24 protein-coding genes and 1 pseudogene are annotated in these 25,325 nt (G+C 62.7%); 16 read left to right on the top strand and 9 right to left on the bottom strand.

Annotated features, from left to right (window positions below; genetic code table 11):
- Nucleotides 1-27 precede the first annotated feature (27 nt).
- The 8 genes from tssI (at nt 28) to BTN82_RS14160 (ending at nt 7,583) form a co-directional block, all read left to right on the top strand.
- The gene (gene tssI, locus BTN82_RS14195; RefSeq protein ID WP_075119745.1) at nt 28-2,100 is read left to right on the top strand and encodes a type VI secretion system tip protein VgrG; all 2,073 of its coding nucleotides are present in this window, start codon (nt 28-30) and stop codon (nt 2,098-2,100) included.
- The gene (locus tag BTN82_RS14190) at nt 2,097-2,936 is read left to right on the top strand and encodes a DUF4123 domain-containing protein (protein WP_075119744.1); all 840 of its coding nucleotides are present in this window, start codon (nt 2,097-2,099) and stop codon (nt 2,934-2,936) included. The genes tssI and BTN82_RS14190 overlap by 4 nt, the downstream gene beginning before the upstream one ends.
- A gap of 3 nt (nt 2,937-2,939) precedes the next feature.
- Entirely contained in the window at nt 2,940-3,419 is a 480-nt protein-coding gene (locus tag BTN82_RS14185) for a DUF3304 domain-containing protein (RefSeq protein WP_075119743.1), read from the top strand.
- A gap of 91 nt (nt 3,420-3,510) precedes the next feature.
- A complete protein-coding gene (locus BTN82_RS14180) occupies nt 3,511-4,017 on the top strand; it encodes a DUF3304 domain-containing protein (protein ID WP_075119742.1) in 507 nt (168 codons plus the stop codon).
- 114 nt (nt 4,018-4,131) lie between these two features.
- Nucleotides 4,132-4,623 carry a DUF3304 domain-containing protein gene (locus tag BTN82_RS14175; protein WP_075119741.1) on the top strand — a complete coding sequence of 164 codons (492 nt, stop codon included), beginning with the start codon at nt 4,132-4,134 and terminating at the stop codon, nt 4,621-4,623.
- 106 nt (nt 4,624-4,729) lie between these two features.
- Nucleotides 4,730-5,230 carry a DUF3304 domain-containing protein gene (locus BTN82_RS14170; protein WP_081375473.1) on the top strand — a complete coding sequence of 167 codons (501 nt, stop codon included), beginning with the start codon at nt 4,730-4,732 and terminating at the stop codon, nt 5,228-5,230.
- 245 nt (nt 5,231-5,475) lie between these two features.
- Nucleotides 5,476-7,029, top strand: a complete 1,554-nt coding sequence (locus BTN82_RS14165; protein WP_075119739.1) for a phospholipase effector Tle1 domain-containing protein — start codon at nt 5,476-5,478, stop codon at nt 7,027-7,029.
- Between the two features lie 293 nt (nt 7,030-7,322).
- The gene (locus BTN82_RS14160; RefSeq protein WP_075119738.1) at nt 7,323-7,583 is read left to right on the top strand and encodes a DUF2790 domain-containing protein; all 261 of its coding nucleotides are present in this window, start codon (nt 7,323-7,325) and stop codon (nt 7,581-7,583) included.
- Between the two features lie 60 nt (nt 7,584-7,643).
- On the opposite strand, the gene BTN82_RS14155 is transcribed toward BTN82_RS14160, so the two are convergent.
- Nucleotides 7,644-7,913, bottom strand: a complete 270-nt coding sequence (locus BTN82_RS14155) for a DUF1652 domain-containing protein (RefSeq protein ID WP_075119737.1) — start codon at nt 7,911-7,913, stop codon at nt 7,644-7,646.
- A 645-nt stretch (nt 7,914-8,558) separates the two neighbouring features.
- Between BTN82_RS14155 and eco the strand changes: the two genes are divergently transcribed.
- Entirely contained in the window at nt 8,559-9,041 is a 483-nt protein-coding gene (gene eco, locus BTN82_RS14150; protein WP_075119736.1) for a serine protease inhibitor ecotin, read from the top strand.
- A gap of 382 nt (nt 9,042-9,423) precedes the next feature.
- On the opposite strand, the pseudogene ilvA reads toward eco, so the two are convergent.
- Nucleotides 9,424-10,431, bottom strand: a pseudogene (gene ilvA / locus BTN82_RS14145) (threonine ammonia-lyase, biosynthetic); the annotation flags it as partial.
- Between the two features lie 270 nt (nt 10,432-10,701).
- On the opposite strand from ilvA, the gene BTN82_RS14140 reads away from it, so the two are divergent.
- The 3 genes from BTN82_RS14140 (at nt 10,702) to map (ending at nt 12,082) form a co-directional block, all read left to right on the top strand.
- On the top strand, nt 10,702-11,037 hold the full coding sequence (locus BTN82_RS14140) for a DUF2834 domain-containing protein (RefSeq protein WP_075119734.1): 336 nt from the start codon (nt 10,702-10,704) through the stop codon (nt 11,035-11,037).
- Between the two features lie 80 nt (nt 11,038-11,117).
- Nucleotides 11,118-11,321, top strand: a complete 204-nt coding sequence (locus BTN82_RS14135; protein ID WP_075119733.1) for a ParD-like family protein — start codon at nt 11,118-11,120, stop codon at nt 11,319-11,321.
- Nucleotides 11,318-12,082, top strand: a complete 765-nt coding sequence (gene map, locus BTN82_RS14130; protein WP_075119732.1) for a type I methionyl aminopeptidase — start codon at nt 11,318-11,320, stop codon at nt 12,080-12,082. Before BTN82_RS14135 ends, map begins: the two co-directional genes overlap by 4 nt.
- Before the next feature lie 4 nt (nt 12,083-12,086).
- Here the strand turns inward: map and BTN82_RS14125 are convergent, their stop codons facing one another.
- A complete protein-coding gene (locus BTN82_RS14125) occupies nt 12,087-13,025 on the bottom strand; it encodes a magnesium transporter CorA family protein (protein WP_075119731.1) in 939 nt (312 codons plus the stop codon).
- Between the two features lie 7 nt (nt 13,026-13,032).
- Nucleotides 13,033-14,619, bottom strand: a complete 1,587-nt coding sequence (locus BTN82_RS14120) for a RimK family protein (RefSeq protein WP_075119730.1) — start codon at nt 14,617-14,619, stop codon at nt 13,033-13,035.
- Nucleotides 14,620-14,711: 92 nt separating this feature from the next.
- Here BTN82_RS14120 and BTN82_RS14115 point away from each other — a divergent pair, with 92 nt between their 5' ends.
- Nucleotides 14,712-15,815 (top strand): GNAT family N-acetyltransferase/peptidase C39 family protein, encoded by a 1,104-nt coding sequence (locus BTN82_RS14115; protein WP_075119729.1) that lies wholly within the window; start codon nt 14,712-14,714, stop codon nt 15,813-15,815.
- A 105-nt stretch (nt 15,816-15,920) separates the two neighbouring features.
- On the opposite strand, the gene BTN82_RS14110 is transcribed toward BTN82_RS14115, so the two are convergent.
- The 4 genes from BTN82_RS14110 to BTN82_RS14095 all read right to left on the bottom strand — a co-directional run bounded on the left by BTN82_RS14110 (nt 15,921) and on the right by BTN82_RS14095 (nt 19,950).
- Nucleotides 15,921-17,072: a PQQ-dependent sugar dehydrogenase gene (locus BTN82_RS14110; protein ID WP_075119728.1), complete on the bottom strand. Its 1,152-nt coding sequence runs from the start codon at nt 17,070-17,072 to the stop codon at nt 15,921-15,923.
- 66 nt (nt 17,073-17,138) lie between these two features.
- Nucleotides 17,139-17,504 (bottom strand): hypothetical protein, encoded by a 366-nt coding sequence (locus BTN82_RS14105; protein ID WP_075119727.1) that lies wholly within the window; start codon nt 17,502-17,504, stop codon nt 17,139-17,141.
- A gap of 281 nt (nt 17,505-17,785) precedes the next feature.
- A complete protein-coding gene (lpxO, locus tag BTN82_RS14100) occupies nt 17,786-18,685 on the bottom strand; it encodes a lipid A hydroxylase LpxO (RefSeq protein WP_075119726.1) in 900 nt (299 codons plus the stop codon).
- 290 nt (nt 18,686-18,975) lie between these two features.
- Nucleotides 18,976-19,950 carry an NAD-dependent epimerase/dehydratase family protein gene (locus BTN82_RS14095; RefSeq protein WP_075119725.1) on the bottom strand — a complete coding sequence of 325 codons (975 nt, stop codon included), beginning with the start codon at nt 19,948-19,950 and terminating at the stop codon, nt 18,976-18,978.
- 95 nt (nt 19,951-20,045) lie between these two features.
- Here BTN82_RS14095 and BTN82_RS14090 point away from each other — a divergent pair, with 95 nt between their 5' ends.
- From BTN82_RS14090 to BTN82_RS14080, 3 genes are all read left to right on the top strand, one after another.
- A complete protein-coding gene (locus BTN82_RS14090) occupies nt 20,046-20,933 on the top strand; it encodes a LysR family transcriptional regulator (protein ID WP_075119724.1) in 888 nt (295 codons plus the stop codon).
- A 286-nt stretch (nt 20,934-21,219) separates the two neighbouring features.
- Complete coding sequence (locus BTN82_RS14085; protein ID WP_075119723.1) at nt 21,220-22,806, top strand: ABC-F family ATPase; 1,587 nt, start codon at nt 21,220-21,222, stop codon at nt 22,804-22,806.
- Between the two features lie 251 nt (nt 22,807-23,057).
- Complete coding sequence (locus BTN82_RS14080) at nt 23,058-24,245, top strand: MFS transporter (protein ID WP_075119722.1); 1,188 nt, start codon at nt 23,058-23,060, stop codon at nt 24,243-24,245.
- Between the two features lies 1 nt (nt 24,246).
- On the opposite strand, the gene BTN82_RS14075 is transcribed toward BTN82_RS14080, so the two are convergent.
- The gene (locus BTN82_RS14075) at nt 24,247-25,284 is read right to left on the bottom strand and encodes an alpha/beta hydrolase family protein (RefSeq protein ID WP_075119721.1); all 1,038 of its coding nucleotides are present in this window, start codon (nt 25,282-25,284) and stop codon (nt 24,247-24,249) included.
- Between the last annotated feature and the right edge of the window lie 41 nt (nt 25,285-25,325).

Here is a 25,325-nt window from a genome sequence, read left to right as displayed (position 1 = left end):
GCTTATTCAATGGATGGATTTCACGGCATGCTGGATGCTAACGCGACCCATATTTCCCTGACGATCGAGGGTGCCTCGGTCGACCTGCAAGTCCTCAGTTTCGTCGGCCGCGAAGCCCTCAACCAACCCTTCTGCTTCGATATCGAACTGGTCAGCGCGCGCCCCGACCTGGATCTCCAGGCATTGCTGCACAAACCTGCCTGCCTGACGTTTGGCAGCACCGGTAAAGGCCTGATCCACGGCCTGGTGTACCGCATCGCCCAGGGCGATTCCGGGCGCAAGCTGACCCGCTACAGCATCAGCCTGACCCCGCAGCTCAACTACCTGCGCCACAGCGTCAACCAGAAAATCTTCCAGAACCTCAGCGTGCCGAAGATCATCGCCCAGGTCCTCGAGGCCCGCGGCATCCTCGCCGACGCCTACCGTTTCCAGCTCGGCGCCACCTACCCGGAACGGGTGTATTGCACCCAGTACGACGAGTCCGACCTGCATTTCATCCAGCGCCTGTGCGAAGAAGAAGGCATTCACTTCCACTTCCAGCATGCGGCCAGCGGCCACACCCTGGTGTTCGGCGACGACCAGACGGTGTTCCGCAAGCTCGCGGCGGTGAACTACCAGCAGGACTCCGGCATGGCCGCCGAGCAGCCGGTGATCAAGCACTTCAACCTGCGCCTGGAAACCCGCACCAGCCGCGTCGGCCGCCGCGACTACGACTTCGAGAAACCGCGCCTGTTGCCCGAAAGCGCGGCCAAGTCCGCGTTCATGCCGGACCTGGAAGACTACGACTACCCCGGCCTCTTCACCCAGCAGGCCCGCGGCAAGCAACTGGCCACCCGCGCCCTGGAACGCCACCGCAGCGACTACCGCCTGGCCGAAGGCAAAGGCGACGAACCGAGCCTGGCCAGCGGCCATTTCCTGACCCTGGCCGAACACCCGCGTAGCGAATGGAACGACCTCTGGCTGTTGCTCGAAGTGGTCCACGAAGGCAAGCAGCCGCAGGTGCTGGGCGAAAACATCACCAGCGACGTCACCGCCCACAAGGACGACTTCCACCAGGGCTACCGCAACCGCTTCCTCGCCACCCCCTGGGACGCCCACTATCGCCCGCCCCTGGACCACCCCAAGCCCAAGTCCCTGGGTAGCCAGACCGCCGTGGTCACCGGGCCCAAGGGCGAAGAAATCCACTGCGATCAGTACGGGCGGATCAAGGTGCAGTTCCACTGGGACCGCGACGGCCAGGGCGACGACAACAGCAGCTGCTGGCTGCGCGTCGCCAGCGGCTGGGCCGGCAAGGCCTACGGCGGCATCGCCATCCCGCGGGTCGGCATGGAAGTGCTGGTGAGCTTCCTCGAAGGCGACCCCGACCAGCCCCTGGTCACCGGCTGCCTGTACCACAAGGAAAACGTGGTGCCTTACGATCTGCCGGCGAACAAGACCCGCAGCACCTTCAAGACCCTGAGCAGCCCCGGCGCCAAGGGCTACAACGAACTGCGCATCGAAGACAAGCAAGGCGCGGAGCAGATCTACCTGCACGCCCAGCGCGACTGGGACGAAAACGTCGAGCACGATCAGCGCATCCATATCGGCAACGAACGCCACGACACGGTCGAGGCCAACGCCCTGACCGAACTCAAGGCCGAAGAACACCGCATCACCCATCTGGACCGCAAGAGCGAAGTCCGCGCCAACGACCACCTCACCGTGGCCGTGACCCAGCACGCCAACCTCGGCACCGCGCAATTTGTCGAGGCCGGGCAGGAGATTCATTACAAGGCCGGTGGGAAGGTCGTGATCGAGGCCGGCGCCGAACTGACCGCCAAGGCCGGCGGCAGCTTTGTGAAACTCGATGGCGGCGGCGTGACCATCAGCGGCGCGGACGTGAAGATCAACTCCGGCGGCGCGCCGGGGGTCGGGACGCCGGCGGTGCCGTTGTTGCCGGGCTTGCTGAAACTGGCCGATGCCGACCAGGCCGGCGGCCTGCTGCTGGGCCGTGTGAACGCGCCGATACCGCGCCTGGCGCCGCCCAAGGGGATCTGTGTCGAGTGCTTGCTCAAGGCCATCCGGCAACGCCAGGCGATTCTTTCCGGAGCCCACCCATGAGCGACCTGACCCACAGCGAGCAGGACTGGATCGATGCCGGCGCCCGGGACCTGCACATGGCAGTCATCGTCGAGCAAGCCCTGCTCGCCCCGGAGCAACGCACTGCCCTGCTCGAGCTGGAGGGCACCCGCTGGCCCCTGATGTACCAGGCCGAACTGGCCGAACTGCGTCAGGACGGGCCGCTGTTGCTGGACATGAGCGGCCAGCCCTTCGAGCGGCTGATGGCCATCGGCGAACGGCTTGGGGCGAGCCTGGCCGGCTGGCTGAGCAGCACCCTGCCGGCCAACCGGCTGGCCACCCACCTGGGCGATGCGCTGGTCTGCCAGGACGCCAACGGTGCCGTGCTGTTGATCCGCAGCTACAGCGCCGAAGTAGTGCCCCTGCTGCACCAGCAAACCGAGCAGCCCTGGCAGCGCTGGCTGTTTGGCCCGCTCGACGCCTGGTGGGTCAACGACGCCGGCACCTGGCAGCGTTTTGCCGGCCCGGCGCACAGCGAAGTGCCCGACTACCAGCCGATACGCCTGGACGAACCGATGATGCACAGCCTGCAACATGACGCCCAGGCCGAACAGTTGCTGGCTCAAACCGAAAACATCGCCCCCGAGGCCTTTGCCAGCGACTGCCACGGCGAACGCCTGCAACAGGTCCAGGCGTTGCTGGAGACCGCCAGGACACAAGGCCTGGAGCAGCCTGAGGATCAGTCGTTCTTCGTCCTGTACAGCCTGATCGCGCGCAGCCCGCTGCACCAGCGCGCCGATTGGAGCGAGATCCTGAGCCAGGTCAGCGACGAGCGGGCCACGCTGGAAAATGCCCTGGCCGCACAAGAAGGCGCTTGAGGGATGGTATTCCCCTCACCCGTAAAGCGCTGGAGACGCCTGCCCAGCCGCCAGAAAACCCTGATCCACGGGTTGGTTCTGGGAGCGCTGGTCGCCGGTTATTTCATCTGGCAGTACAACCGTATGCCGGGGGCGGCGCTGTATGGGCACAACCATACGGATCGACCGATCTTCAGTTATTTCGTCAATGACCATTGGGGCGGGAATGGAGGTGTGACCTGTTGCTGGCGTATCGAGGGCAAGACGCTGAAGGTGGACTGGATACTGGATGTCACCCAAGTGCAAATCGGACAGGGGCTAAAAGAGGAAACACTTTCAATCGAGATTCCTAACCCACCTCGAAGGCGCACCGACGATACCCTGCATGTTCATTTCCTGCCCGGAAATCAGGTACGCATGGCCTGGAGCGATAAACACACCAGCCCGCTCAAGGAAGAACTGAGCGCGTCCTATGTTGGGGATCAGGAGCGCAGGTCCGAATGAGTGTCCGCAGTTTCGCCCCGTCAGGGGACTTTCGGCTGATGGCGCCGTTGATTGAAGGGCTTGCAGGTCGCCTGAACAGAGGCTCGACGTGATGGCGTTTCAATCGCTCGGAGACCGCTGGCGGTCGTTAACCGGCTCGCAGAAAATCTTTCTGAAATTGCTGGGTTGGGGATTGCCTGTCGCAGCCTATTTCATCTGGCAATACAGCCGTATGCCGGGGGCGATGCTGTATGTACATAACCAAACTGATCGCCCTATCTTCAGCTACTTCGTTAATGACAATTGGGGCGGCAATGCCACAGCAAATGGTGGAGGCGGAGCAACCTGCTGCTGGCGCATCGAGGGCAAGACGCTGAAGGTGGACTGGATTAAAAGCCGTACTGGCGCACAGGCGCGCCAGGGGATTAAACAAGAAACCCTTTCAATCGAAATCCCTAACCCTCCCCGCCAACCCAGTGACCGGTACTTGCATGTGCACTTCTTTCCTGGCGATCAGGTTCGCCTGGCCTGGAGTGCCAACCTGGATACGCCCTATGAGAACCTCAAGGAAGCACCGACAGTGCAGGCTACCAAGGATCGGGAAGCTCAATCCCGATGAGCGCGTCAGCTATTGAAAGACTGGTAAACACCCCGGGTTCGATAACGAAAGTGCACCCCGGGCAAAAGAATAGGACCGTATGCGGAAACAGGTTCGGACCGACAAGGAGTTGTTGTGACCTCGATTCAAGCGCTCAGAAATCGCTGGAAATCCTTGTCTGGGCTGCAAAAGGCCTTGATCAACTTGTTGGTTGTTGGGGGGCTGCTAGCTGCCTATTTCATTTGGCAGTACAGCCGTACGCCAGGAGCCATGCTCTATGGCCACAACCACACGGATCGCCCCATCTTCAGTTATTTCGTCAATGACAACTGGGGAGGTAACGGAGGTATGACCTGTTGTTGGCGTATTGAGGGTAAGGTCTTGAAGGTGGACTGGATCAAAAGTATGACCCGTACCCAATATGAACAGGGGGCTCGGGAAGAGACCCTATCGATCGAACTCCCTAATCCTCCTCGCCAACGCGGCGACCGTTATCTACATGTGCACTTCTTTCCTGGGAACCAAGTGCGTGTGGCTTGGAGCTCCAATCTGGATACTCCTTATGAAAACCTCAAGGAAGTGCCTGCGGTGCCTGCTACCAAGGATCAGGAAACCAAAGCTCAATGAGTCAGCGACTTTCAGCATCAACCATTAAAACGATGCGAACTGCCCAACCTGGGCAAAAGAACACGACCGTATGCGGAAACAGGTTCGGACCGACAAGGAGTTTGTTGTGACATCAATTCAATCACTCAGAAATCGCTGGAAGTCCTTGTCTGGACTGCAGAAAACCCTCATCAACCTGTTGGTTCTGGGGGTACTGGTTGCTACCTATTTCATATGGCAGTCCAACCGTCTAGCAGGTGCAGCGCTCTATGTTCATAACCATACGGAACGTCCCATCTTCAGCTACTTCGTCAATGACAACTGGGGGGGGAACGCTGCTGCAAATGGTGGCGGGGGACTGACCTGTTGTTGGCGCATCGAGGGGCAGATGCTGAAGGTGGATTGGATATTAGACGTAACACCAGAACAAATTAAACAGGGTCTCGAAGAGCAAAACCTCTCACTCGAACTCCCTAACCCGCCCCGAAAGCGAACCGACGATACCTTGCATGTACATTTCCTGCCTGGAGACCAGGTTCGTGTGGCATGGAGTGACAAACACACCAGCCCGCTCAAGGAAGAACTGAAAGAGTTCTACACCAAGGATCAGGAGCGTAAGTCCAAATGAGTTCCCGTAATTCTGATCTGGCAGCCGCCGCCAACGCCCGTTGTGTAGGGCCATTTAATAACTCTCACGTCACCACCTGTGAGCGAACCTTGCGAATCGGTTTTTTCTTCGACGGCTTTGGGCGCCACTTGCTGAAAGACCTGCAAACAGGCCGTGTTAGTAATGTGGGCAAGATGTATATGGCTCATCCCCATACCGAAAAAGATAAGGACTCCTATAACTATCGGCGGGCATATCTCTCTGGAATGGGCGCCGAGTACCTCGCAGACCTGTCCACCACTGCCAATGCCAGCATGGATATCGTTGGCAGCAAGGCAGCCGATGTGCCCAAGGATGTGGCAAAGGACGAAGGGAAAAAGATCGTCAAGGATGTGCTGGAAGGTCGTGACTGGTGGGAGCGCATGAAACACGACCTGAAGGACCTGGCCCGCGCCCCCCTTAGAGTCTTTAAAGTACTGAAGAGCGCGGCGCTTGACGCAGCGGCTGAAGTCATACCGCCCCTGCGCGACAACCCCGCCATGGCCGAGATCGCCAAGACCGGAGCCAATGTTCGTATTGACGGTGCGATCGATCGCCTTAACAAGGACATCGATGAAGTCAAGGCCTTGAGCGGCCCGCCCCTGAAGCGCATCGAACTGACCGTATACGGCTTCGACTACGGCGCTACGCTGGCCCGGGGTTTTCTGTATCGCCTGCTGGATCGCTGCCTGATCGATGGCGAGAAAGTGGAGTACCAGGGCGCCCAGGTGGTGGTGCTGTTCGCCGGCCTGTTCGACGCGGTGGACCGCAGCCGTAGCGATATACCGCTGATCGACGACTACATCCCCGTGCCCACCAGTAACGTGCTGGGAGACGCCAACGTGCTGCCCAAGCAGGTCAAGCAGGCGCTGCATCTGGTCGCGGCCCACGAGCGGCGCTTTTACCGACGGGCCAGCCTGCTCGGCAAAGGCAACGCCAAGTGGCGCGAAGAACTGATGCCCGGAGTCAGCGAAGATATTGGCGGCAGCCTGCTAGCCGGCGAGCAAAAACCCAGTGCCGAGCTGGCCCTGGTCAGTTTGCATCGCATGTATCGCGCCGCATTCCAGGCTGGAGCACCCTTTCCGCATATAGAAGACCTGCCATTGCAAGGTCGAAAACTCAGCAATTTGTTCACCTTCAACGACCATATCAACGGCAAGACCGCCATCGGCCTGGTCAAGCATTATCAGTCGGCCGCCAAGTCCAGCATCGCGCAACTGAAAAACCTCAACCTGGGGGACAAAGCGCCCTTTCTCGGCCATATGCGCCTGTATATCCGCTGGCTGGCGCTGATCTTCCGACCGTATGTGCAGCGCCTGCGGGAAATCGGCGAAGAGCAAGACCGCCTGAACGCCAGCCAGTACGCCGCGGGGAACAGCGCCGGCCTGCTCGGCCGCCCGGTGGAAACCCAGGAAAAAAAGCAGGCCCGCCTGAAGCGCACCCAGGAGCTGAACGCCGAGCGTGAAGCGCTGCGGGCCGAACTGGGCTGGCTGGAAGAGGTGGACAACGAGGCGCGCAGCATGCGCAGCGGCCGCACGCGGGACGGCTACAGGGCCGCCGGCACGCCGCAGCAGATGCAAGTGTGGCAGGTGCTGCTGGAAGAAGAATGGTTCAAGGAACAGCTGTCGCCGTTGCCGCCGGAAGTCAGCCTGTTGTTCGGCCACTTCATTCATGACCAGTTGGTCCAGTCCCTGGCGCAGCGCTCGGTGAAGTCGGTGAGCGGGCAATGCTACTTCGATATCCGCGGGATCGACCTGCTGGAAGAGGAAGAAAAGTCGTAGCAACCTTGATTGCGGCCCGAAATCGACCAAGGCGTTGAGCTTCGGTCAGGCAGGGGGCGATCCCCTGCCCTTGCCCACCCACTTGTGGGTGAACAACCATTGGGATGCTGCCCGAGGAGCATTGCCCGGTACTGAGTCATCGCCCTTCGCGGCAAATCATTAGCTCCCTATTTAATCCCCGATTAATCCCCCCGCCCAACACTGTACGAGACCGCGCAGCGCAGAACCCTCTGTCGCCCTCCGCGGCACGCTCGACGTGGTTCTACGCCGGGCAGACTGATCGGAGAACTCTTATGAATATGCGTATTTTGCTGGTCGGGGCCCTGGCGTTTGCCGGGGCCGTGGGTGTGGCCCAGGCGGACACGGCCCAGGTGCAGCCAGTGCCGTATCACTACGGCATGCCGCTGAATGTGGCCAAGGTGGTGTCGATGACCGAGCCTGCGACTTCGGAGTGCAAGGTGATCACCGCGGACATGACCTTTATCGACAAGGCGGGCAAGCTCGAAGCCATCAGCTATCGCAAGATGTCGGACGCCTGCAGCTTTCAGAACTGAACGACTGGCCTGTTCGACGGCGCGGGCCTGGCTCGCGCCGCAGGCTTGCCCAGCGGCCGCTCAGTGAGCCCTGGATTTCAGGGTGAGCGCCTGGTTTCCCGGCTGGTTCGCCAAGTCGTAGCGCAGTTCGGCGATCAGGTCGTTGATTTCCCGGCAGCCGTTGAGGCTTGCGGCATCGATACCGGTGACCACCAGCTCGACACGGTCGGTTTGATGGTCGCCAAAGACTTTCACGGTCATGTGCAGGTCGGGGCTCAGGGTGCACTGGCAGCGTTTGGGCAGGAAGCTGCTTTCAATGATGTTGCGTAGTTCCAGGGCAGATAAAAACATCGCAGTTCTCTCCATTGGGGCGGCAGCCATGGGCTGCTGGCAAAATATCGCTTCGGGATTCCTTGCCCGAACACGGCTTGCGGTGTGACTGGCCTCCCCCGGAGAGAAGGCCAATCCCTAGGGTCTGTACGAAAAGTGGCTGCGCTCGGCCATGCTGCGTTAAAAACAGGCTCGGAATGCTCATTTAGGCCCCTAAACTCCGCTTCCTCGCCTGTTTTTGCCTTGCCTGACCTTCGCTCGCCGACTTCTCGTACAGACCCTAGACTAGGCCGTATTGGTGCGAGCGCTAAATTCTTTTTCGCTCTGAGTAGCGGACTTTTTTCACATCGCTTCCAGCGCCTTGCACTGATGCAAGCTACCTTGCGTGCTATGTCGATAGCGATGCCCGCCGTTAGAGGCTGGAGCATTAAGCGTGCCGTTTGCCCGGCGCTCGTCACCGGCAGTAAACCCTGGGCTTGGCAGGTGCCGGCGACGAATGGCATCGGGCAAATTGCCGGATTTACCGCCGGTCGCCCGGCAATTTGCCGGAAGCGCAGTCGCCGCGGTTTGCATGAGCCGGCGTTACCCGGTCAAACTGCCGGGCATTTTCAGCGAACGGCGCTCTCCCGGTGGAGGGCGCCGTCGATCAACCTGCAAGGAGGCCTTATGCGCTTTTTTCCTGTATCCACCGCCATCGCTGTGCTGTTGAGCGCGGCGTCCACCCTGAGCCACGCGGCCAAGCTCGAAGACGTGGCGCCCTACCCCAAGGCCGACGAAGGTTTTGTGCGCCAGGTGATCCATCTGCCGAAGCAGGCCAACGAAGAGGACTTCAAGGTTGAAATCCTCGCCGGCAAGCCCCTGGCCGTCGACTGCAACCGCCAGCGCCTGGGCGGCACCCTGGAAGAGAAGAACCTGGAAGGCTGGGGTTACTCCTACTACCGCCTGGACAAGGTCAGCGGGCCGATGAGCACCCTGATGGCCTGCCCCGGCGGCACCAGCAAGCAGGCCTTCGTGCCGGTGGTCGGCGACGGTTTCGTGCTGCGTTACAACAGCAAGCTGCCGATCGTGATCTACGCGCCCAAGGACATCGAAGTGCGCTACCGCCTGTGGTCCGCCTCGGACAAGGTCGAGAAGGCGCGCGCGGAGTAATCCAGACCGCGGCGGCTGCATCGCAGGTGATGTAGCCGCTGCCGCAGGCTGCGCACGAGCGCGCAGCGCTCGCCAAGGCAGGCAACGCATGGCTCCAGGCAAATCATGGATTCAGGTGTTGCGGCCGCTGCGCGACCGTACGCAGCCTCGCAGGCTCGGCAGCGGCTACATCGACTGCGGAGTGCCTCGATACCCCGGTTGTACCCGATTACCTGTAGCCGCTGCCGCAGGCTGCGATCGGTTTGCGCGGTACTCCGACGCAGTAGTCGCCAGGCCAGGTAACGCGGTGCAGCAGTGCTTCGGTTGGCGAGCGCTTCGCGCTCGTGCGCAGGCTTCGCCAGCGGCTACAGGGCACCCGTTAACTTTACGCCGGCGCTGTCACCCCCAACGCCGCGCGCTCGGCCACCTGCCCCAGGCGATCGAAATTGATGTTGGCCCCGGAGTCGATGGCCACCAGGGTTTCGCCCCGCGCGCCGTGGCGCGCCACGTATTGCTTGATCCCCGCCACCGCCAGCGCTCCCGAGGGCTCCGTGATGGAACGGGTGTCGTCGTAGATGTCCTTCATCGCGCAGCAGAGTTCGTCGTTGCTGACGGTGAGCACCTCGTCCACCAGCACGCGGCACAACTCGAAACAGTGAGCGCCGACCTGCGCCACGGCGACCCCGTCGGCGAAGGTGCCGACGCTGGGCAGCACCACCCGTTCCCCGGCCTGCAGCGCCTGCTGCAGGCAGTTGGAGTGCTGGGACTCGACGCCGACGATGCGTATCTCCGGCCGCAGGTATTTCACGTAGGCGGCGATGCCGGCGATCAGCCCGCCGCCGCCCACGGGCACGAAGATCGCGTCCAGGCGCCCGGGGTGCTGGCGCAGGATCTCCATGCCCACCGTGCCCTGCCCGGCGATCACCTCGGGGTCGTCGAAGGGCGAGACGAAGGTCTGGCCGCTGCGCTCGGCCAGTTGCAGGGCATGGGCCAGGGCGAAGGGAAAACTTTCGCCGTGCAGCACCGCCTGGGCGCCGCGACTGCTGACGCCCTGCACCTTCAACTGCGGCGTGGTATCGGGCATGACGATGGTCGCCTCGATCCCCAGTTCGCGCGCCGCCAAGGCCACGCCCTGAGCGTGATTGCCGGCGGAAGCGGTGATCACCCCGCGGCGTTTCTGCTCGTCGCTCAGTTGCGCCAGCTTGTTGTAGGCGCCGCGGATCTTGAAGGAAAAGGTCGGCTGCAAATCCTCGCGCTTGAGCAGCACCTGGTTGCCCAGGGCCGCCGACAAGGCCGGGGCCGGCTGCAACGGCGTACGCACCGCCAGGGCGTAGACCGGCGCCGCGAGGATCTTTTTCACGTAGCGCTCGAGCAATTCCAGTGGCGCGGCGGGTTCGGCGGGATGGTTCATAAGGCTCTCCTGGCTGTGTTGAAGGCCCCGGAGACAGAAAGAAAAAACCCGCCTCTAGGGCGGGTTGGGTGCAGTCGTCAGCAAGCCCGCCAATCAGGAATGGCGGTAATAATGCTTGGCTGGGAACGCAATGCGGAAAAAGTCATGGCCAGGAAATTAACCGGCCCACAGTTGGCAAGTCAACGGCTCATTCTTTCGCGGAACCATTGCCTGCTAATCTCCCCGCTCATCCAAGCCCCAGCCCCCCTCATGAAACCAAGGAAGGAACGCATGAAGTCTGTCGCCTTGCCGTTGATCGCCCTGATCGCCTTTGCCGGCTACACCGGCGCCGTGATGCTCCAGGCGGAACAATCGCTGATCGATTTCGGCATCAGCCTGATGTCCCGTCCCGATACTGCCCAAGTGGTGATCGACCTGTACCTGCTGGCCACCCTGGCCGGCATCTGGATCTACCGCGACGCCAGGTCCCGCGGCCAATCGGCCTGGTCGGTACTGCCTTATCTGCTGCTGACGGCGGTGTTCGTTTCCATCGGCCCGCTGTTCTATCTGGTGGTTCGCGGGCTTCGCCAGCGGCGCTCCGCCAGCCCTGCCGGCCAGCAGGCCTGAGCCCGGCGAACGGGTGATCGCGATTGCCCATGAATATATGAAACGTATATGCTTCGTATATTTACTGGAGCATCGACCCTGTGGGCATCGTCAAGATTTCAGAGCAATTGCATGAACAGATCCGCGTCGCCAGCGACGCCATGGATCGCTCCATCAACGCCCAGGCCGAGTTCTGGATCAAGATCGGCCTGTTGGCCGAGCTCAACCCGCACCTGGCCTACAACGACCTGATCAACAAGCTGCTGTTGAACAAGACCGATTTGATCAGGGGCCGCAGCGAATGACCCAGGCCCTGATCAAGACCCCGCAACAACTGGCGCTGATGCGCGAATCGGGGCGCCTGCTGGCGACGGTGTTCACCTTCCTCGACGAGCTGGTCGCGCCCGGCCTTTCCACGATGGAACTGGACACCGCGGTCGAGCGGTTTATCCGCCACGACCTGGGCGCGCGCCCGGCGAGCAAGGGCCAGTACAACTACCCCTACTCGATCAATACCTCGATCAACGAGGTGGTGTGCCACGGCATGCCCCATGAACAGGCGGTGCTCAAGGACGGCGATATCGTCAACATCGACATCACCCTGGAAAAAAACGGCTTTATCGCCGACGCCAGCAAGATGTACCTGATCGGCACGGTCAACCCCAAGGCCCAACACCTGGTGAACACCACCTTCGAGGCGATGTGGGAAGGCATCAAGGTGGTCCGCCCCGGCGCCCGGCTGGGGGATATCGGCCACGCCATCCAGAAACACGCCGAAACCCGGGGCTACAGCGTGGTGCGCGAGTATTGCGGCCACGGCATCGGCCGGCAGATGCACGAAGAGCCGCAGATCCTGCATTTCGGCCGCCCCGGCACCGGCTTGGAGCTGCGCGAAGGCATGGTGTTCACCATCGAGCCGATGATCAACCAGGGCAGCCCCCGGGTGCGCGACCTCAAGGACGGCTGGACCGTGGTGACCCGCGACAATCGCCTGTCGGCGCAGTGGGAGCACACGGTGGCGGTGACCCGCGACGGCTTCGAGGTGCTGACCCTGCAACCGGCCTGACGCCTCAGGCGCACTTGCCGCTGCCGGCCAGGCGCCTGAGCCCCAGCACCATCCCCCCGGCCCCCAGCAACATGGCCGCCAGGAACAGCGGATAGGCGACCCACCACGGGGTGCCGGCGGTCATCATGCTGAACTCGGACATGCCGCCGATGCTGGCGATCAGGTTCAGCGGCAGGAATACCACGTTGATCAGGGTGAGTTTGCGCAGCAGGCTGTTCATGTTGTTGTTCATCAGGTTGCCGCGCGCGTCGATCAGCCCGGAAAACACCGTCGAATAGATTTCCGCCTGCTTGTAGCACTGGTTGTTCTCGATGATCAGGTCGTCGATCAGGCCGATGGCCTCGACGCTGAAACGCTCCTTCTCGGCGTGGTTGCGCAGCCGGGTCAGCACCGCGCCGTTGCTGTGCAGGGCGTTGATGTAATAGATCAGGCTTTCGCTGAGGTTGAACATCTGGATCAGGTGGCGGTTTTCCATCGACTCGTTGAATTTCTGCTGCAACTCGCGGGCGACCAGCTTGATCACTTTCAGGTGCCCCAGGTAGTGATGGATGTTGCTCGACAACAGGTCCAGCAGCACATCCAGGGGGCTATGCAGGGCCTGGCGCGTGCCCAGGCCGTTGAGTGGCGTGTCGTCGTGGGCAATCACCAGCAACCGCTGGGGAGAAAACAGCAGGCCGCAGGACGACACCTCGAACGACAGGCTGCCGCCGCCGGAGTAGTTTTCCGGGCGTTTCCAGATCAGGAACAGGTTGTCCGGATGAAACTCGATGCGCGACACCTCGTCGGGGTCCAGTGCCGAGGCCAGGGCATGCTCGTCGAGCTTGAAGCCGGTGCGCAGCAGGTCGCGCTCGGCCGGGTCCGGGTTGCTGAACAGCATCACCTCGGCGTCCAGTTGCTCGACCGCCAGCAAGCGGCCCTGGGTCAGTCGGTAGCGGTTGATCATCGTCCGCTCACCAGGCCTGTCCGCGGCGCTTGAGCTCCAGGCGGCGGACGAGCTCCTCCAGCACCAGGGAATACAGGTCGTCCTGCAGGTAGGCGTCTTCGATGCCGGCGTCGAGGTTCGGGTTGTCGTTGACCTCGATCACCACCACCTTGTCGCCGGACTGCTTCAAGTCCACGCCGTACAGGCCGTCGCCGATCAGGTTGGCGGTCTTCACCGCCAGCTCCACCACCGCCCGCGGCGCTTCGTGGATCGCCAGGGTGCGGCATTCGCCGTTGATGTCCTGGCCCTTGGCCTTGTGGTTGTAGATCTGCCAATGGCCCCTGGACATGAAGTACTGGCAGGCGAAGATCGGCTTGCGATTGAGCACACCGATGCGCCAGTCGTACTCGGTGTAGAAAAACTCCTGGGCCAGCAGCAACACCGAATGCTCGAACAACTCGGCGGTGGCTTCGAGCAGCGCCTGCTGGCTCTCGACCTTGATCACCCCGCGGGAGAAGCAGCCGTCGGGAATCTTCAGCACCAGCGGGAACCCCAGGCGCTCGCCGACCCGCTCGAAGTCCTGCGGTCGCTCCTTGTAGAGAATCTCGGTGGCGGGCATGCCCAGCTGATGGCTGTGCAGCAGATCGCTCAGGTAGACCTTGTTGGTACAGCGCAGGATCGACGCCGGATCGTCCATCACCACCAGGCCTTCGCTCTCGGCTTTCTTGGCGAAGCGATAGGTGTGGTTGTCGACGCTGGTGGTCTCGCGGATCAGCAAGGCGTCGTACTCGGCGATTCGCGGGTAATCCTTCTTCTCGATCAGTTCGACGTCGATGCCCAGGCCCTTGCCGACCCGGACAAAGTTCTCCAGCGCCCGGGCATTGGAAGGCGGCAAGGCTTCCTGCGGGTCGTGCAGGATCGCCAGGTCGTAGCGGGCCAGTCTTTTCGAGCGCGGCATGCGCCAGATCTTGCGGCTGAAGTTGTCCAGGGAGTGGGCGAATTGATCTTCCTGGTCTTCGCGCAACTTATGCAGCGCACCGGACTTCACGCCTTCGATATGCCAGCCGTTAGTTCGTTTGAAGTCCACCAGTAATATCGGGCAGGGAAAAACTTCAAACAACTGGCGAGCAAACTCCTGCAACGGCTCTATATGGGTTTGTCCAAAATACAGCGTCAGGGTAAAACCTTCGGTATCGCGATAAAGATGATTGTCCAGGGACTTTTCCAGGGTTTTATCCAGGTCGTCCAGGGCCAGCCCGTAGAGCGACTTGCGGGTCAGTTCGCTGATGGTGCGTACCGAGGGAATCACCTTGTGCCCGCGCGCTTCAGCCAGCAGCGAACAGTAGTAACCGTGGCCCAGGTACTTGTAGCTGCGACACAGGTTGATCACCTGGACCCGCTTGCCGGGCGGGTTTTCCCGGCCCTGCTCAAGGTATTCCTGAGCGCTGACGATGTCTTCGCTGGGGAAATAGGAAGCCCAATCTTCCTTGCGCTCGACAATAATCAGCAACTGGCTGGACGTTTCACCAGGGGCTGGAAAATAAGTAACGGGCGTTATTGCCGCCGGCAAACTTTGCTTGGATACTTCACGCCAATGACCTTGTACCGCTGACATAGAGTTCGACCCGCTTAAGAACTAGACCGTTTCTATTAAGCACGAACTTTTTTCAAAGTCTCGTTTCATTACGCAACTTTTACGGCGGTTATATGGACCTTGTCTTGCGCAGTGCCACCCCCGAAGACTTGCCGGCCCTGCTCCGGCTGGAACAGCAATGTTTCACCAGCGATCGCCTGACGGTGCGCAGTTTCCAGTGGATGATCAGCCGCGCCCATGGGCAATTGATCGTCGCCGAGCAGACCGCGCAATTGCTGGGTTATGCCCTGGTGCTGTTCCACCGCGGCACATCCCTGGCTCGCCTGTATTCCATCGCCACCGCCGTCGAGGCCCGCGGGCTGGGCCTGGGCAAACGCCTGCTGGAGCGGATCGAAAGCTGCGCGCGGGAACACGACTGCGCATACCTGCGGCTCGAGGTGCGAACCGACAACCCGCGCGCCATTGCCCTCTACGAACGCCACGGCTATCGGCGCTTCGCCGTTCTGCAGCAGTACTACGAAGACCGGGCCGATGCCCTGCGCCTGGAAAAGCGCATCGTGCAGCACCGCGAGACCCGCCCGATCCGCGTGCCCTATTACCCGCAGACCACCGACTTCACCTGCGGCCCGGCTTGCCTGTTGATGGCCATGGGCGCGTTGCAACCTGCGCGCGCCCTGCAAAGGCGCGAGGAGCTGCAGATCTGGCGTGAGGCGACCACCGTGTTCATGACCTCCGGCCACGGCGGCTGCAGCCCCCAGGGCCTGGCGTTGGCCGCATGGCGCCGGGGCTTCAGGGTCAGGTTGCAGGTCAATACCCAGGGCCCGCTGTTTCTGGGCGGGGTACGCGACGAGCATAAAAAAGACGTCATGCGCCTGGTGCACGAAGAGTTCTGCGCCGAGCTCGATGCCAGCGAGGTCTTGCAGGTGCTGGGCGGCCCCCTGGACCTGCCGGCGCTATTGGCCGACGGCGGCCAGCCGCTGGTGCTGATCAGCAGCTACCGCCTGACCCGCTCCAAGGCCCCGCACTGGGTCATGGTCACCGACTGCGACGAGGAGTTCGTCTACCTGCACGACCCCGATGTGGACCACAGCCAGCACCGTCAGGCGATGGATTGCCAGCACCTGCCGGTCAGCCACGGCGAGTTCGCCAAGATGTGCCGCTTCGGCAGCGGCAAGTTGCAGGCCGCGGTGATTCTCTACCATCCCCACCCCTTGTAGGAGCGAGCTTGCTCGCGATAGCCGCACAGCGGCGCTTCATCTGGCGACGGCGTCATCGTTGACGATCTTTCGCGAGCAAGCTTCGCTCCTGCAAGAGAGGTGCGGTTATTCCAGGCCGACCTTGTACAGCGTGCCTTTGTCTTCGTCGGTCAACACATACAGATAGCCGTCCGGCCCCTGGCGCACGTCGCGGATCCGCGCCTTGAGCTGGCCCAGTAGGCGCTCTTCGTGGCCGACCTTGTCGCCATCGAACTGCAAGCGGATCAGTTCCTGGGACGCCAGGGCGCCGATGAACAGGTTGTGCTGCCAGGGCTTGAAGCGATCGCTGTCGTAGAACGCCATGCCGCTGATACCCGGCGATTGCTCCCAGACATGCCGCGGCGCCACAGTGCCCGGGGCGGTCTTGCCCTGGGCTTCGGGAATCGGCTGGCCGGAATAGTTGATGCCGTGGGTCGCCAGGGGCCAGCCATAATTCTTGCCGCGCTCGATCAGGTTGATCTCGTCGCCGCCCTTGGGTCCGTGCTCGTTATCCCACAGGGTGCCGCTCCAGGGGTTGAACGCCGCGCCCTGGGGGTTGCGGTGGCCGTAGGACCAGATCTCCGGGCGCACGCCTGGCTGGCCGACAAAGGGGTTGTCGTCCGGAACCCGGCCATCGGGGAACAGCCGCACGATCTTGCCTTGCAGCTTGTCCAGGTCCTGGGCGGTCGGGCGGTCGTTGTTTTCCCCCAGGGTGACGAACAGATAACCGGCGCGATCGAACACCAGGCGCGAGCCAAAATGGTTGCCCGTCGACAGTTTGGGCGCCTGGCGGAAAATCACCTGGAAGTCCTTGAGAGTCTTCAAGTCCTCGGACAATCGTCCGCGCCCAACGGCGGTCCCCGCCGTACCGCCCTCTCCGCCGCCTTCGGCATAAGACAGGTAGACCAGGCGGTCCTGCTTGAAGTCCGGTGACAAGGCCACGTCCAGCAAGCCGCCCTGCCCTTTGGCCCAGACCTGCGGCACGCCGCCCAGCGGCACCGAGAGCTTGCCGTCGGCGTCCACCAGCCGCAGGTTGCCGGGACGTTCGGTGACCAGGATGCCCTGGCGGTCCGGAAGGAACGCCAAGGCCCAGGGGTGATCCAGGCCCTCGGCCACCGGGGTCACATCAAGAGTGCCCTGCTCGCTCGGGAACTGTTGGCTGGTGGCGGCTAGCGCGGGGAGCGTGCTGCCGAGCAAAAGACTGGCGCAGACACTGGCCAGGAGGGTTTTACGCAACATGCACGATTCCTTCTGTCGATAAAAAGGGTTCCGCCCAGGCCGGCATCGACCTGGGGCGGTCAGCGTCTATCGCTGCTGTGGGTCGCGGGGAGCGGTCTTGACACTCGGGTCGATGATTCGCGGTGGTTGCGCGCCGGTGCGCGGATAACCGTTGCCGATGCCGCCGTTCTCCAGGGTCGGCGGCCGCGGCACCGGCACCGTGGTCGGCCCGCGTACCGGCGGCGCGCTGGGCTGGGTGCCCTGCATGCTGTTGGGGTTGGCCCGGCGGATCGGGCTGTTGTAGGGATTGTTGTTGCTGCCCGGCAGGTTCTGCGCCAGCAGCATGGCGCTCGGGCTTGGGTCCGCGAGCGGCGCCCGGGGCGCGGCGAACGCCGGGCTGCCGGCCCAGCCGACCAGGGCGAGCGCGGCAAGCGTACGAAGCAGATGGTTCATGACGGCCCCCTTGGGTGGCGACGGGTTATCGCTTTCGAGTCCAGGCTACGTCTCGGGTTCGGCCTTGTTAATTAAATAATCCGTCAGACATGTAACACAAATTATCGACCCGGCCGGGCACGTCGGCCAGCCAGGGGCAATGCGTTGCGCGGGCACGTGGGACGCGAGGAGATGGGGAAAAGCGATGCGGATTGCCGCACAGAGGGGGCAAGTGGAAAGCCTTGCGAGAGCATCGCAGGCCGCCTCGCCCCTAGAAGAACGAGGCGGCCCGTGAAACATGCTCAGATAAAGATGAACAGCAGCAACAGCGCGGCGAAGATCGCCCACTTTTCCAGGTAGTACCGCGTGCGGTTGCGCTTTTTCAGCTCTTTACCGCGCAAGCGGATCTTGTACAGCTTGGCGAAGGCGCGGTTCAGGCCGCCGGTGCGGTCGCCGGCATCGTTCGGCGCGCCGGCGGCGGCCATCACGGTGCGGCTGAACCAACGGTTGAACCCCGCAGCCCAGCGGTACTTCATCGGCCGCTCCACGTCGCAGAACAGGATGATGCGGTTCTGCTCGGTGGTGTTTTCCGCGTAATGAATGTAGGTCTCGTCGAACATCACCGCTTCGCCGTCGCGCCAGTGATAGTTCTCGCCGTCGACATTGATGTAGCAACCGGCGCTGTTAGGCGTTTCCAGGCCCAGGTGGTAACGGTAGGAACCGGCGTAGGGGTCGCGATGGCGCACCAGTTTCGAGCCCGGCGGCAATTCGGCGAACATCGCCGCCTTGATCGAACCGATACTCTGTACCAGCTCGGTGGTGCGTGGGCACAGCTTCATCGCCGATGGATGGCTTTCGCCGTACCACTTCAGGTAGAAGCGTTTCCAGCCGCTCTTGAAGAACGAGTTGAAACCGACATCGTCGTACTGCTCGGAACGCTTGATCTCCCCCGCCTTGAGCAGGCTCTGGCCCTCGGCGCGGATTTCTTCCCAATGGGCCTGCAACGGGCTCAGGTCGGGAAAGTCGGCCGGGTCGAGGTACGGGCGGTTGGGGATCTTCGAGAACAGGTAAAGGAAGCAATTGACCGGGGCCAGGAAGGTCGAGTGATCACTCAGCTGGCGGCCCAGTTTATGGCGTACACGCCCCCGCAGGTGCACATACGCGATGGACAGGATGTAAACAGCGGCAATGATGAGTTTCACGGAAATCGTCACATGTCAGAAGAGAACATACTGCGCCCATGCAGGCCTTGTGGGCCGAGAGGGTCATGTGCAGCGTCCGAAAGCGATAAGAGGTCCTGATGGCCCATCCTTGAGCCCATGCCAGTGATGGCAAGTGGCAACTGGTGGGCATTTTAGCCACAGTTTGTAACCAAAGGTTAACTCCGATTTGTGAAAATGTGTCCGCGGCCCTGGCCGCGACATAAGTCGCATTGCCGGGCGCAGACCGCTGTGTGCCTGTCGCCGGCTCATTCAGGGAAACCTCGCGCCGCTCAGAGCGAGTCGAAACAGCCCAGGGCGTCGAGGGTCGTCTCCACCGCCTGTTCCAGAGGCGTGTGCGGTTCCTGGGCGAGCCACTGCAACAGCCGGGCGTTATGCAAGCGCAGCGGCGTACGCCACAGGTAGCGCATCTCCTGCATTTCGCGGAATGTCGTGACCAGCGGCGCCGCCAGCGTCAACAACCACCAGGGAAACGCCCGTACCACCGGATGCCGCCCACTGCGGCGCAGCACCACGTTCTGGATCGCCCGGCTCATCTGCCGGCCGTCGTCGTCCCAGTGCCCGGCCATGTGCACGCGGCAAAAATCCTCGAGCTCGTCACGTCGCTCCAACAAGGCCAGCATGGTCCGGGCCACGTCCGGCAGGTACGCCCACTGGTGGCCAATGCCCGGTGCGCCCGGATAGCTCAGGCTCCTGACTGGCTTCGCCGGCTTGACCAGGCCCTGGGAAAACCAGTTATTGCCGGCGCCCGGGCCGAAGAAGTCGCCGCAACGCACGATCAATACCCGCGCGCCCTGGCGCGAGGCCTCGAGCAGGCGCAACTCCAGCTCGACGCGAATCGCGCCCTTGCGGGTCAGCGGGTTCTGCGGCGCGTCCTCGTCAGGCTCCATAAAGGCATCCGGGCCGTAGTTATAGACCGTGCCGGGCAACAGGAGGGTGGCGCCCTGTTGCTGCGCAGCGGCAATGCTGTTGTCGAGCATCGGCAGGACCTGGCGGTCCCATTGCCGATACCCCGACGGGTTGACCCCATGCACGATCACCGAGCAGCCCTGCGCCGCGGCGAGCACATCCTCGCGGCACAGCGCGTCGCCCCTGATCCAGGTCATGCCGTCCCGTTCCTCGCGGTCGCGAGCGGCGCCGCGCCATAAGGCGTTGACCTGCCAGCCGGCGTCGCGCAACTGCCGCGCGACTTCGCCGCCGATACCGCCGGTGGCGCCCAATACCAGTACCTTGTTGTGCCGATCCATCTACGACTCCCACGTGCGAATGATGAACTGCACTCTGCGCGTCGCCGGGCTATAGAGGAATTGCCGAACAGAAGCCAGCCGCTATACATTTATGTATGGCATCAGACATTGGCTGGGAACTCTATCGATCCTTCCTCGGGGTTTTGCAGGAAGGATCGCTGTCGGCGGCGGCGCGCCTGCTCGGCATTACGCAACCCACGGTGGGGCGGCACATCGATGCCCTGGAAAAGGCCCTGGGCGTAACCCTGTTCACCCGTTCGCAACTGGGGTTGCTGCCCACGGAGATGGCCCTGACCCTGCGCACCTTCGCCGAAACCATGGACAGCACCGCAGCGTCCCTGGAACGCGCGGCTTCCGCCCACGGCCTGGAGGCGCGGGGCGTGGTCCGGGTGTCGGCCAGCGAGGTGATCGGGGTCGAGGTGTTGCCACCGATCCTCGCCCGCCTGCGCCAGGACTATCCGGCATTGAAGGTCGAGCTGGTGCTGACCAGCAAAGTGGTCGATCTGTTGCAACTGGAGGCCGACATCGCCGTACGCATGCTGCGCCCGAGCCAGGAACAGCTGCTGGCCCGGCGAATCGGTCCGATCGAGCTCGGGCTGCACGGGCACCCGGATTACCTGCGGCGCCAGGGCATTCCCCACACCCTCGACGATCTCAAGCAGCACAGCGTCATCGGCTACGACCGGCCCAGCGCGTTCGTCCGCCACGCCAGCAAGTCCCTGCCGGGGTTCGAGCGTCGGTTGTTCGCGTTGCACACCGACAGCGACCTGGCGCAACTGGCGCTGATCCGCGCCGGGGCCGGCCTGGGGATCTGCCAGGTGGGGCTGGCCAGGCGCGAACCCGGGTTGCAACGGGTGCTGGGCGACTCCTTGAGCTTGTCGCTGGATACCTGGGTGACCATGCACGAGGACCTGCGCAACAGCCCGCGCTGTCGCGTGACCTTCGATGCCCTGGTCCAGGGCCTGCTGCATTACGTCGCCTGAGCCCGCCCCGGTATTTTTGCCGGTCGGCTGAAATTCCCTGGGTGGCTGTCATGTAACTGCCGGCGCACATATGCGACAATGCGCGCCAAATTCCAACATGAACCCCGCATTTCTTGCTCGGCAACCTGGCCCAGGGCCTCAAGGCTGCTGTCGACCTATGCCCGCTGGCTCAGCCAAGAACCGACCCGGACCCGCCCAGGAGAGATGCCTCGCGGTGTTCCGGCCAGTCGGCCGGTTCATGTCAGTTCTAAACCATTGCAGCTCTAAATCATTGATAGGTAAGTAATTGATTTCCACAGCTAACATCACGATGCAGTTCGGCGCCAAGCCGCTATTCGAGAACGTTTCGGTCAAGTTCAACAACGGGAACCGCTACGGCCTGATCGGCGCCAACGGCTGCGGCAAGTCGACCTTCATGAAAATCCTCGGCGACGACCTCGAGCCGTCCGCCGGCCAGGTCATGCTGGAGCCGAACGTGCGCCTGGGTAAATTGCGCCAGGACCAGTTCGCCTACGAAGAATTCACCGTGATCGACACCGTGATCATGGGTCACGAAGAGCTGTGGAAGGTCAAGGCCGAGCGCGACCGCATCTACTCGCTGCCGGAAATGACCGAAGCCGACGGCATGGCCGTCGCCGAGCTGGAAACCGAATTCGCCGAAATGGACGGCTACACCGCCGAATCCCGCGCCGGCGAGCTGCTGTTGGGCCTGGGCATTCCCCTGGAACAGCATTTCGGCCCGATGACCGAAGTGGCTCCCGGCTGGAAACTGCGGGTCCTGCTGGCCCAGGCGCTGTTCTCCGATCCGGAAGTGCTGCTGCTCGACGAACCGACCAACCACCTGGATATCAATACCATCCGCTGGCTGGAAACGATCCTGACGGCGCGTAACAGCACCATGATCATCATTTCCCACGACCGGCACTTCCTTAATAGTGTCTGCACCCACATGGCCGACCTGGACTACGGCGAGCTGCGCCTGTTCCCGGGCAACTACGACGAGTACATGACCGCGGCGACCCAGTCCCGTGAGCAACTGCTGTCGGACAACGCCAAGAAGAAAGCCCAGATCGCCGAGCTGCAGACCTTCGTCAGCCGTTTCTCGGCCAACGCCTCGAAAGCCAAGCAGGCCACGTCCCGCGCCAAGCAGATAGACAAGATCCAGCTGGCCGAGGTCAAGCCGTCGAGCCGCGTCAGCCCGTTCATCCGCTTCGAGCAGACCAAGAAACTGCACCGCCAGGCCGTGACCCTCGAGCACATGTCCAAGGGCTTCGACGGCAAGACCCTGTTCAAGAACTTCAGCTTCACGGTCGAAGCCGGCGAGCGCGTGGCGATCATCGGCCCGAACGGTATCGGCAAGACCACCCTGCTGCGCACCCTGGTCGGCGAACTGACCCCGGACGCCGGCTCGGTGAAGTGGACTGAAAGCGCTGAGCTGGGCTACTACGCCCAGGACCACGCCCACGACTTCGAAGACGATGTCAGCCTGTTCGACTGGATGGGCCAGTGGACCCAGGGCGAACAGATGATCCGCGGCACCCTGGGCCGCATGCTGTTCTCCAACGACGAGATTCTCAAGTCGGTCAAGGTGATTTCCGGTGGTGAGCAAGGCCGCATGCTGTTCGGCAAGCTGATCCTGCAAAAGCCCAACGTCCTGATCATGGACGAACCGACCAACCACCTGGACATGGAATCCATCGAAGCGTTGAACCTGGCGCTGGAGAACTACCCGGGCACGCTGATCTTCGTCAGCCACGACCGTGAGTTCGTATCGTCCCTGGCCACCCGCATCATCGAGTTGAGCCCAAGCGGCGTGACCGACTTCAGCGGCACCTACGACGATTACCTGCGCAGCCAGGGCGTGGTGTTCTAAGGAACATCAGCTGCTTGCCGTGCCAAAAGCCCCGTCCTTGCGACGGGGCTTTTTTGCTTTAAGAGCATCGCGAGCAAGCTCGCTCCTACAGGAGTACGCACGGCTCTTTGTAGGAGCGAGCTTGCTCGCGATAGCGCCCTCCCATCCGCCACCAACACAGCTCCATAAAGAAATCGTTAGCCTGCTTCCTTTTATCGCCACCTCACGCCATGATGACGGCTCTCCAACCGCCCGCCCGCGAACGAGCCCCCATGTCCGTGCAACACAAGCCCGCCCCCAGCTCCATGGCGATCACCCTGCAGATCGTTTCCATCGTCTTCTATACCTTTATCGCGTTTCTCTGCATCGGCCTGCCGATCGCCGTGCTGCCGGGCTATGTCCATGAACAACTGGGTTTCAGCGCGGTGGTGGCCGGGCTGACCATCGGCTCGCAGTACCTGGCCACCCTCCTCAGCCGGCCCATGGCCGGGCGCATGTCGGACAACGTCGGCACCAAACGCGCGATCGTCTATGGCCTGGCGGGGATTTTCCTCAGCGGGCTGCTGACCCTGGCGTCCACCCTGCTGCAAGCCTGGCCGCTGCTCAGCCTGGGCATCCTGTTGCTCGGGCGCCTGCTGCTGGGCGTGGCTCAGGGCCTGATCGGCGTGGGCACCATCAGTTGGTGCATGGGCCAGGTCGGGGCCGAGCACACCGCGCGTTCGATCTCCTGGAACGGCATTGCCTCCTACGGGGCGATCGCCATCGGCGCGCCGCTGGGGGTGGTGATGGTCGCCGACTACGGCTTCCAGAGCCTGGGCCCGGCCCTGTCGGTGCTGGCCGCCCTGGCGCTGCTGCTGATCCGCGACAAGCCTTCGGTCCCGGTGATCCGCGGCGAGCGCCTGCCGTTCTGGGCGGTGTTCGGGCGGATCGCGCCGTACGGCGCCGGCCTGAGCCTGGCGTCCATCGGCTACGGCACCCTGACCACCTTCATCACCCTGTTCTACCTCAGCCGCGGCTGGACCGGCGCAGCGTATTGCCTGACGGTGTTCGGCCTGTGTTTCATCCTTTCGCGCCTGCTGTTCATCTCCAGCATCAACCGCTTCGGCGGCTATCGGGCGGCCATCGCCTGCATGAGCATCGAGACCCTGGGCCTGGTCCTGCTGTGGCTGGCGCCCTCCACGGCGTACGCCTTGATCGGCGCGGGGCTCACCGGTTTCGGCCTGTCGCTGGTGTACCCGGCACTGGGCGTGGAAGCGATCAAGCAAGTGCCAAGCACCAGCCGCGGGGCCGGCTTGAGCGCCTACGCGGTGTTTTTCGACCTGGCGCTGGCGATTGCCGGCCCGCTCATGGGCGCGGTGGCCTTGAACCTGGGCTATTCGTGGATTTTCTTCTGCGCGGCCCTGCTGTCGGTCAGCGCCCTGGGCCTGACCCTGCTGCTCAAGCGCCGGGCCGCCGGCTGAATCACTGATCCGCCGTCTGCATCCCGGCACGGCTCGGCTTGCCCAGGGCCTGGGCGAAGAACCGGCCGGCCTCGGCAATCAGGCTGCGATGGATGTCCTCGCGGTCGACGCCGTCGGCATCGGTGCACAGCGCCGGCATGGCCAGCAGTTGCTCCTCGCTGCACGGCGCCATGAACACGAAATGCCCGGCCCCGGCCAGCAGCTTGAAGTCCGGCGCGACCGGCAGCTTGCGTGCCAGGGCCGCGGCGTTCTTGTCCAGGGCCACCAGCTTGTCGACGTCGCCGCTGTAGAGCAGCACCGGCACATGCACGCCCGACAGGGTCTGGCGCCCGAACTTCAGGCTCAGCGGCGCCATCAGCAGCAAGGCCCGGACGCGCGGATCGGCGACCGGCTGCAAGTCTTCGCGATCGACGATCAGTTCGCCCTGGGTATTGCACGCGTCGTGATCGTCCGGACGTTCCTGGCAGTAACGGCGCAGGCGGTCCAGGTCTGGCGTCGCCCCGGAGAGGATCAGCGCCGTTTCGCCGCCCGCGGAATAGCCGATGACCCCAACCTGCCCGGCATTGACGAAAGGCGACAGCATCGGGTCGGCCAGGGTCGCGGTGATGGCTTCGGAAATCTGGATCGGGCGCCCGTAAAGATTGCTCAGGGTGCCCAGGCGGCTGTGGTCCTTGTAGTTGTCGCCGGGATGGATCACCGCGACCACCACAAAACCCTTGCGCGCCAGCGAGGTGGCCAGGTCGTGCAGGGCCAGCGGCGTGCCAGTGTTACCGTGGGACAGCATCAGCAGCGGGAAACGGCCGATGGCGACCTTGGCGTCGCGGGACGCGGCGATCTGATAACCCTCCAGCTTGCTGGTGTGTTCAATACCGGTGGAGGGGTAGAACGCAATGGCGTGCATCGGTTGCTGGTCCAGCGGATCGAGAAAGCTCATCTCGTGAAAACCCACGCTCCAGAGCGGATGAAGCGCCGGCGCGGCGTGCACGATAATCGGGCTGCCGAGCAGACAGATCAGTGACATTGCCCAAAGACGCGTCATGGATGCACCACCTTCTACCTTCTGAAAACGCCGATCCGCCA

The organism is Pseudomonas chlororaphis (assembly GCF_001921865.1).
In the GTDB taxonomy this organism is placed as follows: Bacteria; Pseudomonadota; Gammaproteobacteria; order Pseudomonadales; family Pseudomonadaceae; genus Aquipseudomonas; species Aquipseudomonas chlororaphis_D.
Note: the sequence above shows the minus strand (reverse complement) of the source record. Positions and strands in the feature narration are given on the sequence as shown.

Excerpts from the sequence above, each read along its gene's own strand:
- tssI (WP_075119745.1), top strand. The coding sequence starts at position 28 with ATGCTGGATGCTAACGCGACCCATATTTCCCTGACGATCGAGGGTGCC.
- BTN82_RS14190 (WP_075119744.1), top strand. The coding sequence starts at position 2,097 with ATGAGCGACCTGACCCACAGCGAGCAGGACTGGATCGATGCCGGCGCC.
- BTN82_RS14185 (WP_075119743.1), top strand. The coding sequence starts at position 2,940 with ATGGTATTCCCCTCACCCGTAAAGCGCTGGAGACGCCTGCCCAGCCGC.
- BTN82_RS14180 (WP_075119742.1), top strand. The coding sequence starts at position 3,511 with ATGGCGTTTCAATCGCTCGGAGACCGCTGGCGGTCGTTAACCGGCTCG.
- BTN82_RS14165 (WP_075119739.1), top strand. The coding sequence starts at position 5,476 with ATGGGCGCCGAGTACCTCGCAGACCTGTCCACCACTGCCAATGCCAGC.
- BTN82_RS14160 (WP_075119738.1), top strand. The coding sequence starts at position 7,323 with ATGAATATGCGTATTTTGCTGGTCGGGGCCCTGGCGTTTGCCGGGGCC.
- BTN82_RS14155 (WP_075119737.1), bottom strand. The coding sequence starts at position 7,913 with ATGTTTTTATCTGCCCTGGAACTACGCAACATCATTGAAAGCAGCTTC.
- eco (WP_075119736.1), top strand. The coding sequence starts at position 8,559 with ATGCGCTTTTTTCCTGTATCCACCGCCATCGCTGTGCTGTTGAGCGCG.
- BTN82_RS14140 (WP_075119734.1), top strand. The coding sequence starts at position 10,702 with ATGAAGTCTGTCGCCTTGCCGTTGATCGCCCTGATCGCCTTTGCCGGC.
- map (WP_075119732.1), top strand. The coding sequence starts at position 11,318 with ATGACCCAGGCCCTGATCAAGACCCCGCAACAACTGGCGCTGATGCGC.
- BTN82_RS14125 (WP_075119731.1), bottom strand. The coding sequence starts at position 13,025 with ATGATCAACCGCTACCGACTGACCCAGGGCCGCTTGCTGGCGGTCGAG.
- BTN82_RS14120 (WP_075119730.1), bottom strand. The coding sequence starts at position 14,619 with ATGTCAGCGGTACAAGGTCATTGGCGTGAAGTATCCAAGCAAAGTTTG.
- BTN82_RS14115 (WP_075119729.1), top strand. The coding sequence starts at position 14,712 with ATGGACCTTGTCTTGCGCAGTGCCACCCCCGAAGACTTGCCGGCCCTG.
- BTN82_RS14110 (WP_075119728.1), bottom strand. The coding sequence starts at position 17,072 with ATGTTGCGTAAAACCCTCCTGGCCAGTGTCTGCGCCAGTCTTTTGCTC.
- BTN82_RS14105 (WP_075119727.1), bottom strand. The coding sequence starts at position 17,504 with ATGAACCATCTGCTTCGTACGCTTGCCGCGCTCGCCCTGGTCGGCTGG.
- BTN82_RS14095 (WP_075119725.1), bottom strand. The coding sequence starts at position 19,950 with ATGGATCGGCACAACAAGGTACTGGTATTGGGCGCCACCGGCGGTATC.
- BTN82_RS14090 (WP_075119724.1), top strand. The coding sequence starts at position 20,046 with ATGGCATCAGACATTGGCTGGGAACTCTATCGATCCTTCCTCGGGGTT.
- BTN82_RS14080 (WP_075119722.1), top strand. The coding sequence starts at position 23,058 with ATGTCCGTGCAACACAAGCCCGCCCCCAGCTCCATGGCGATCACCCTG.
- BTN82_RS14075 (WP_075119721.1), bottom strand. The coding sequence starts at position 25,284 with ATGACGCGTCTTTGGGCAATGTCACTGATCTGTCTGCTCGGCAGCCCG.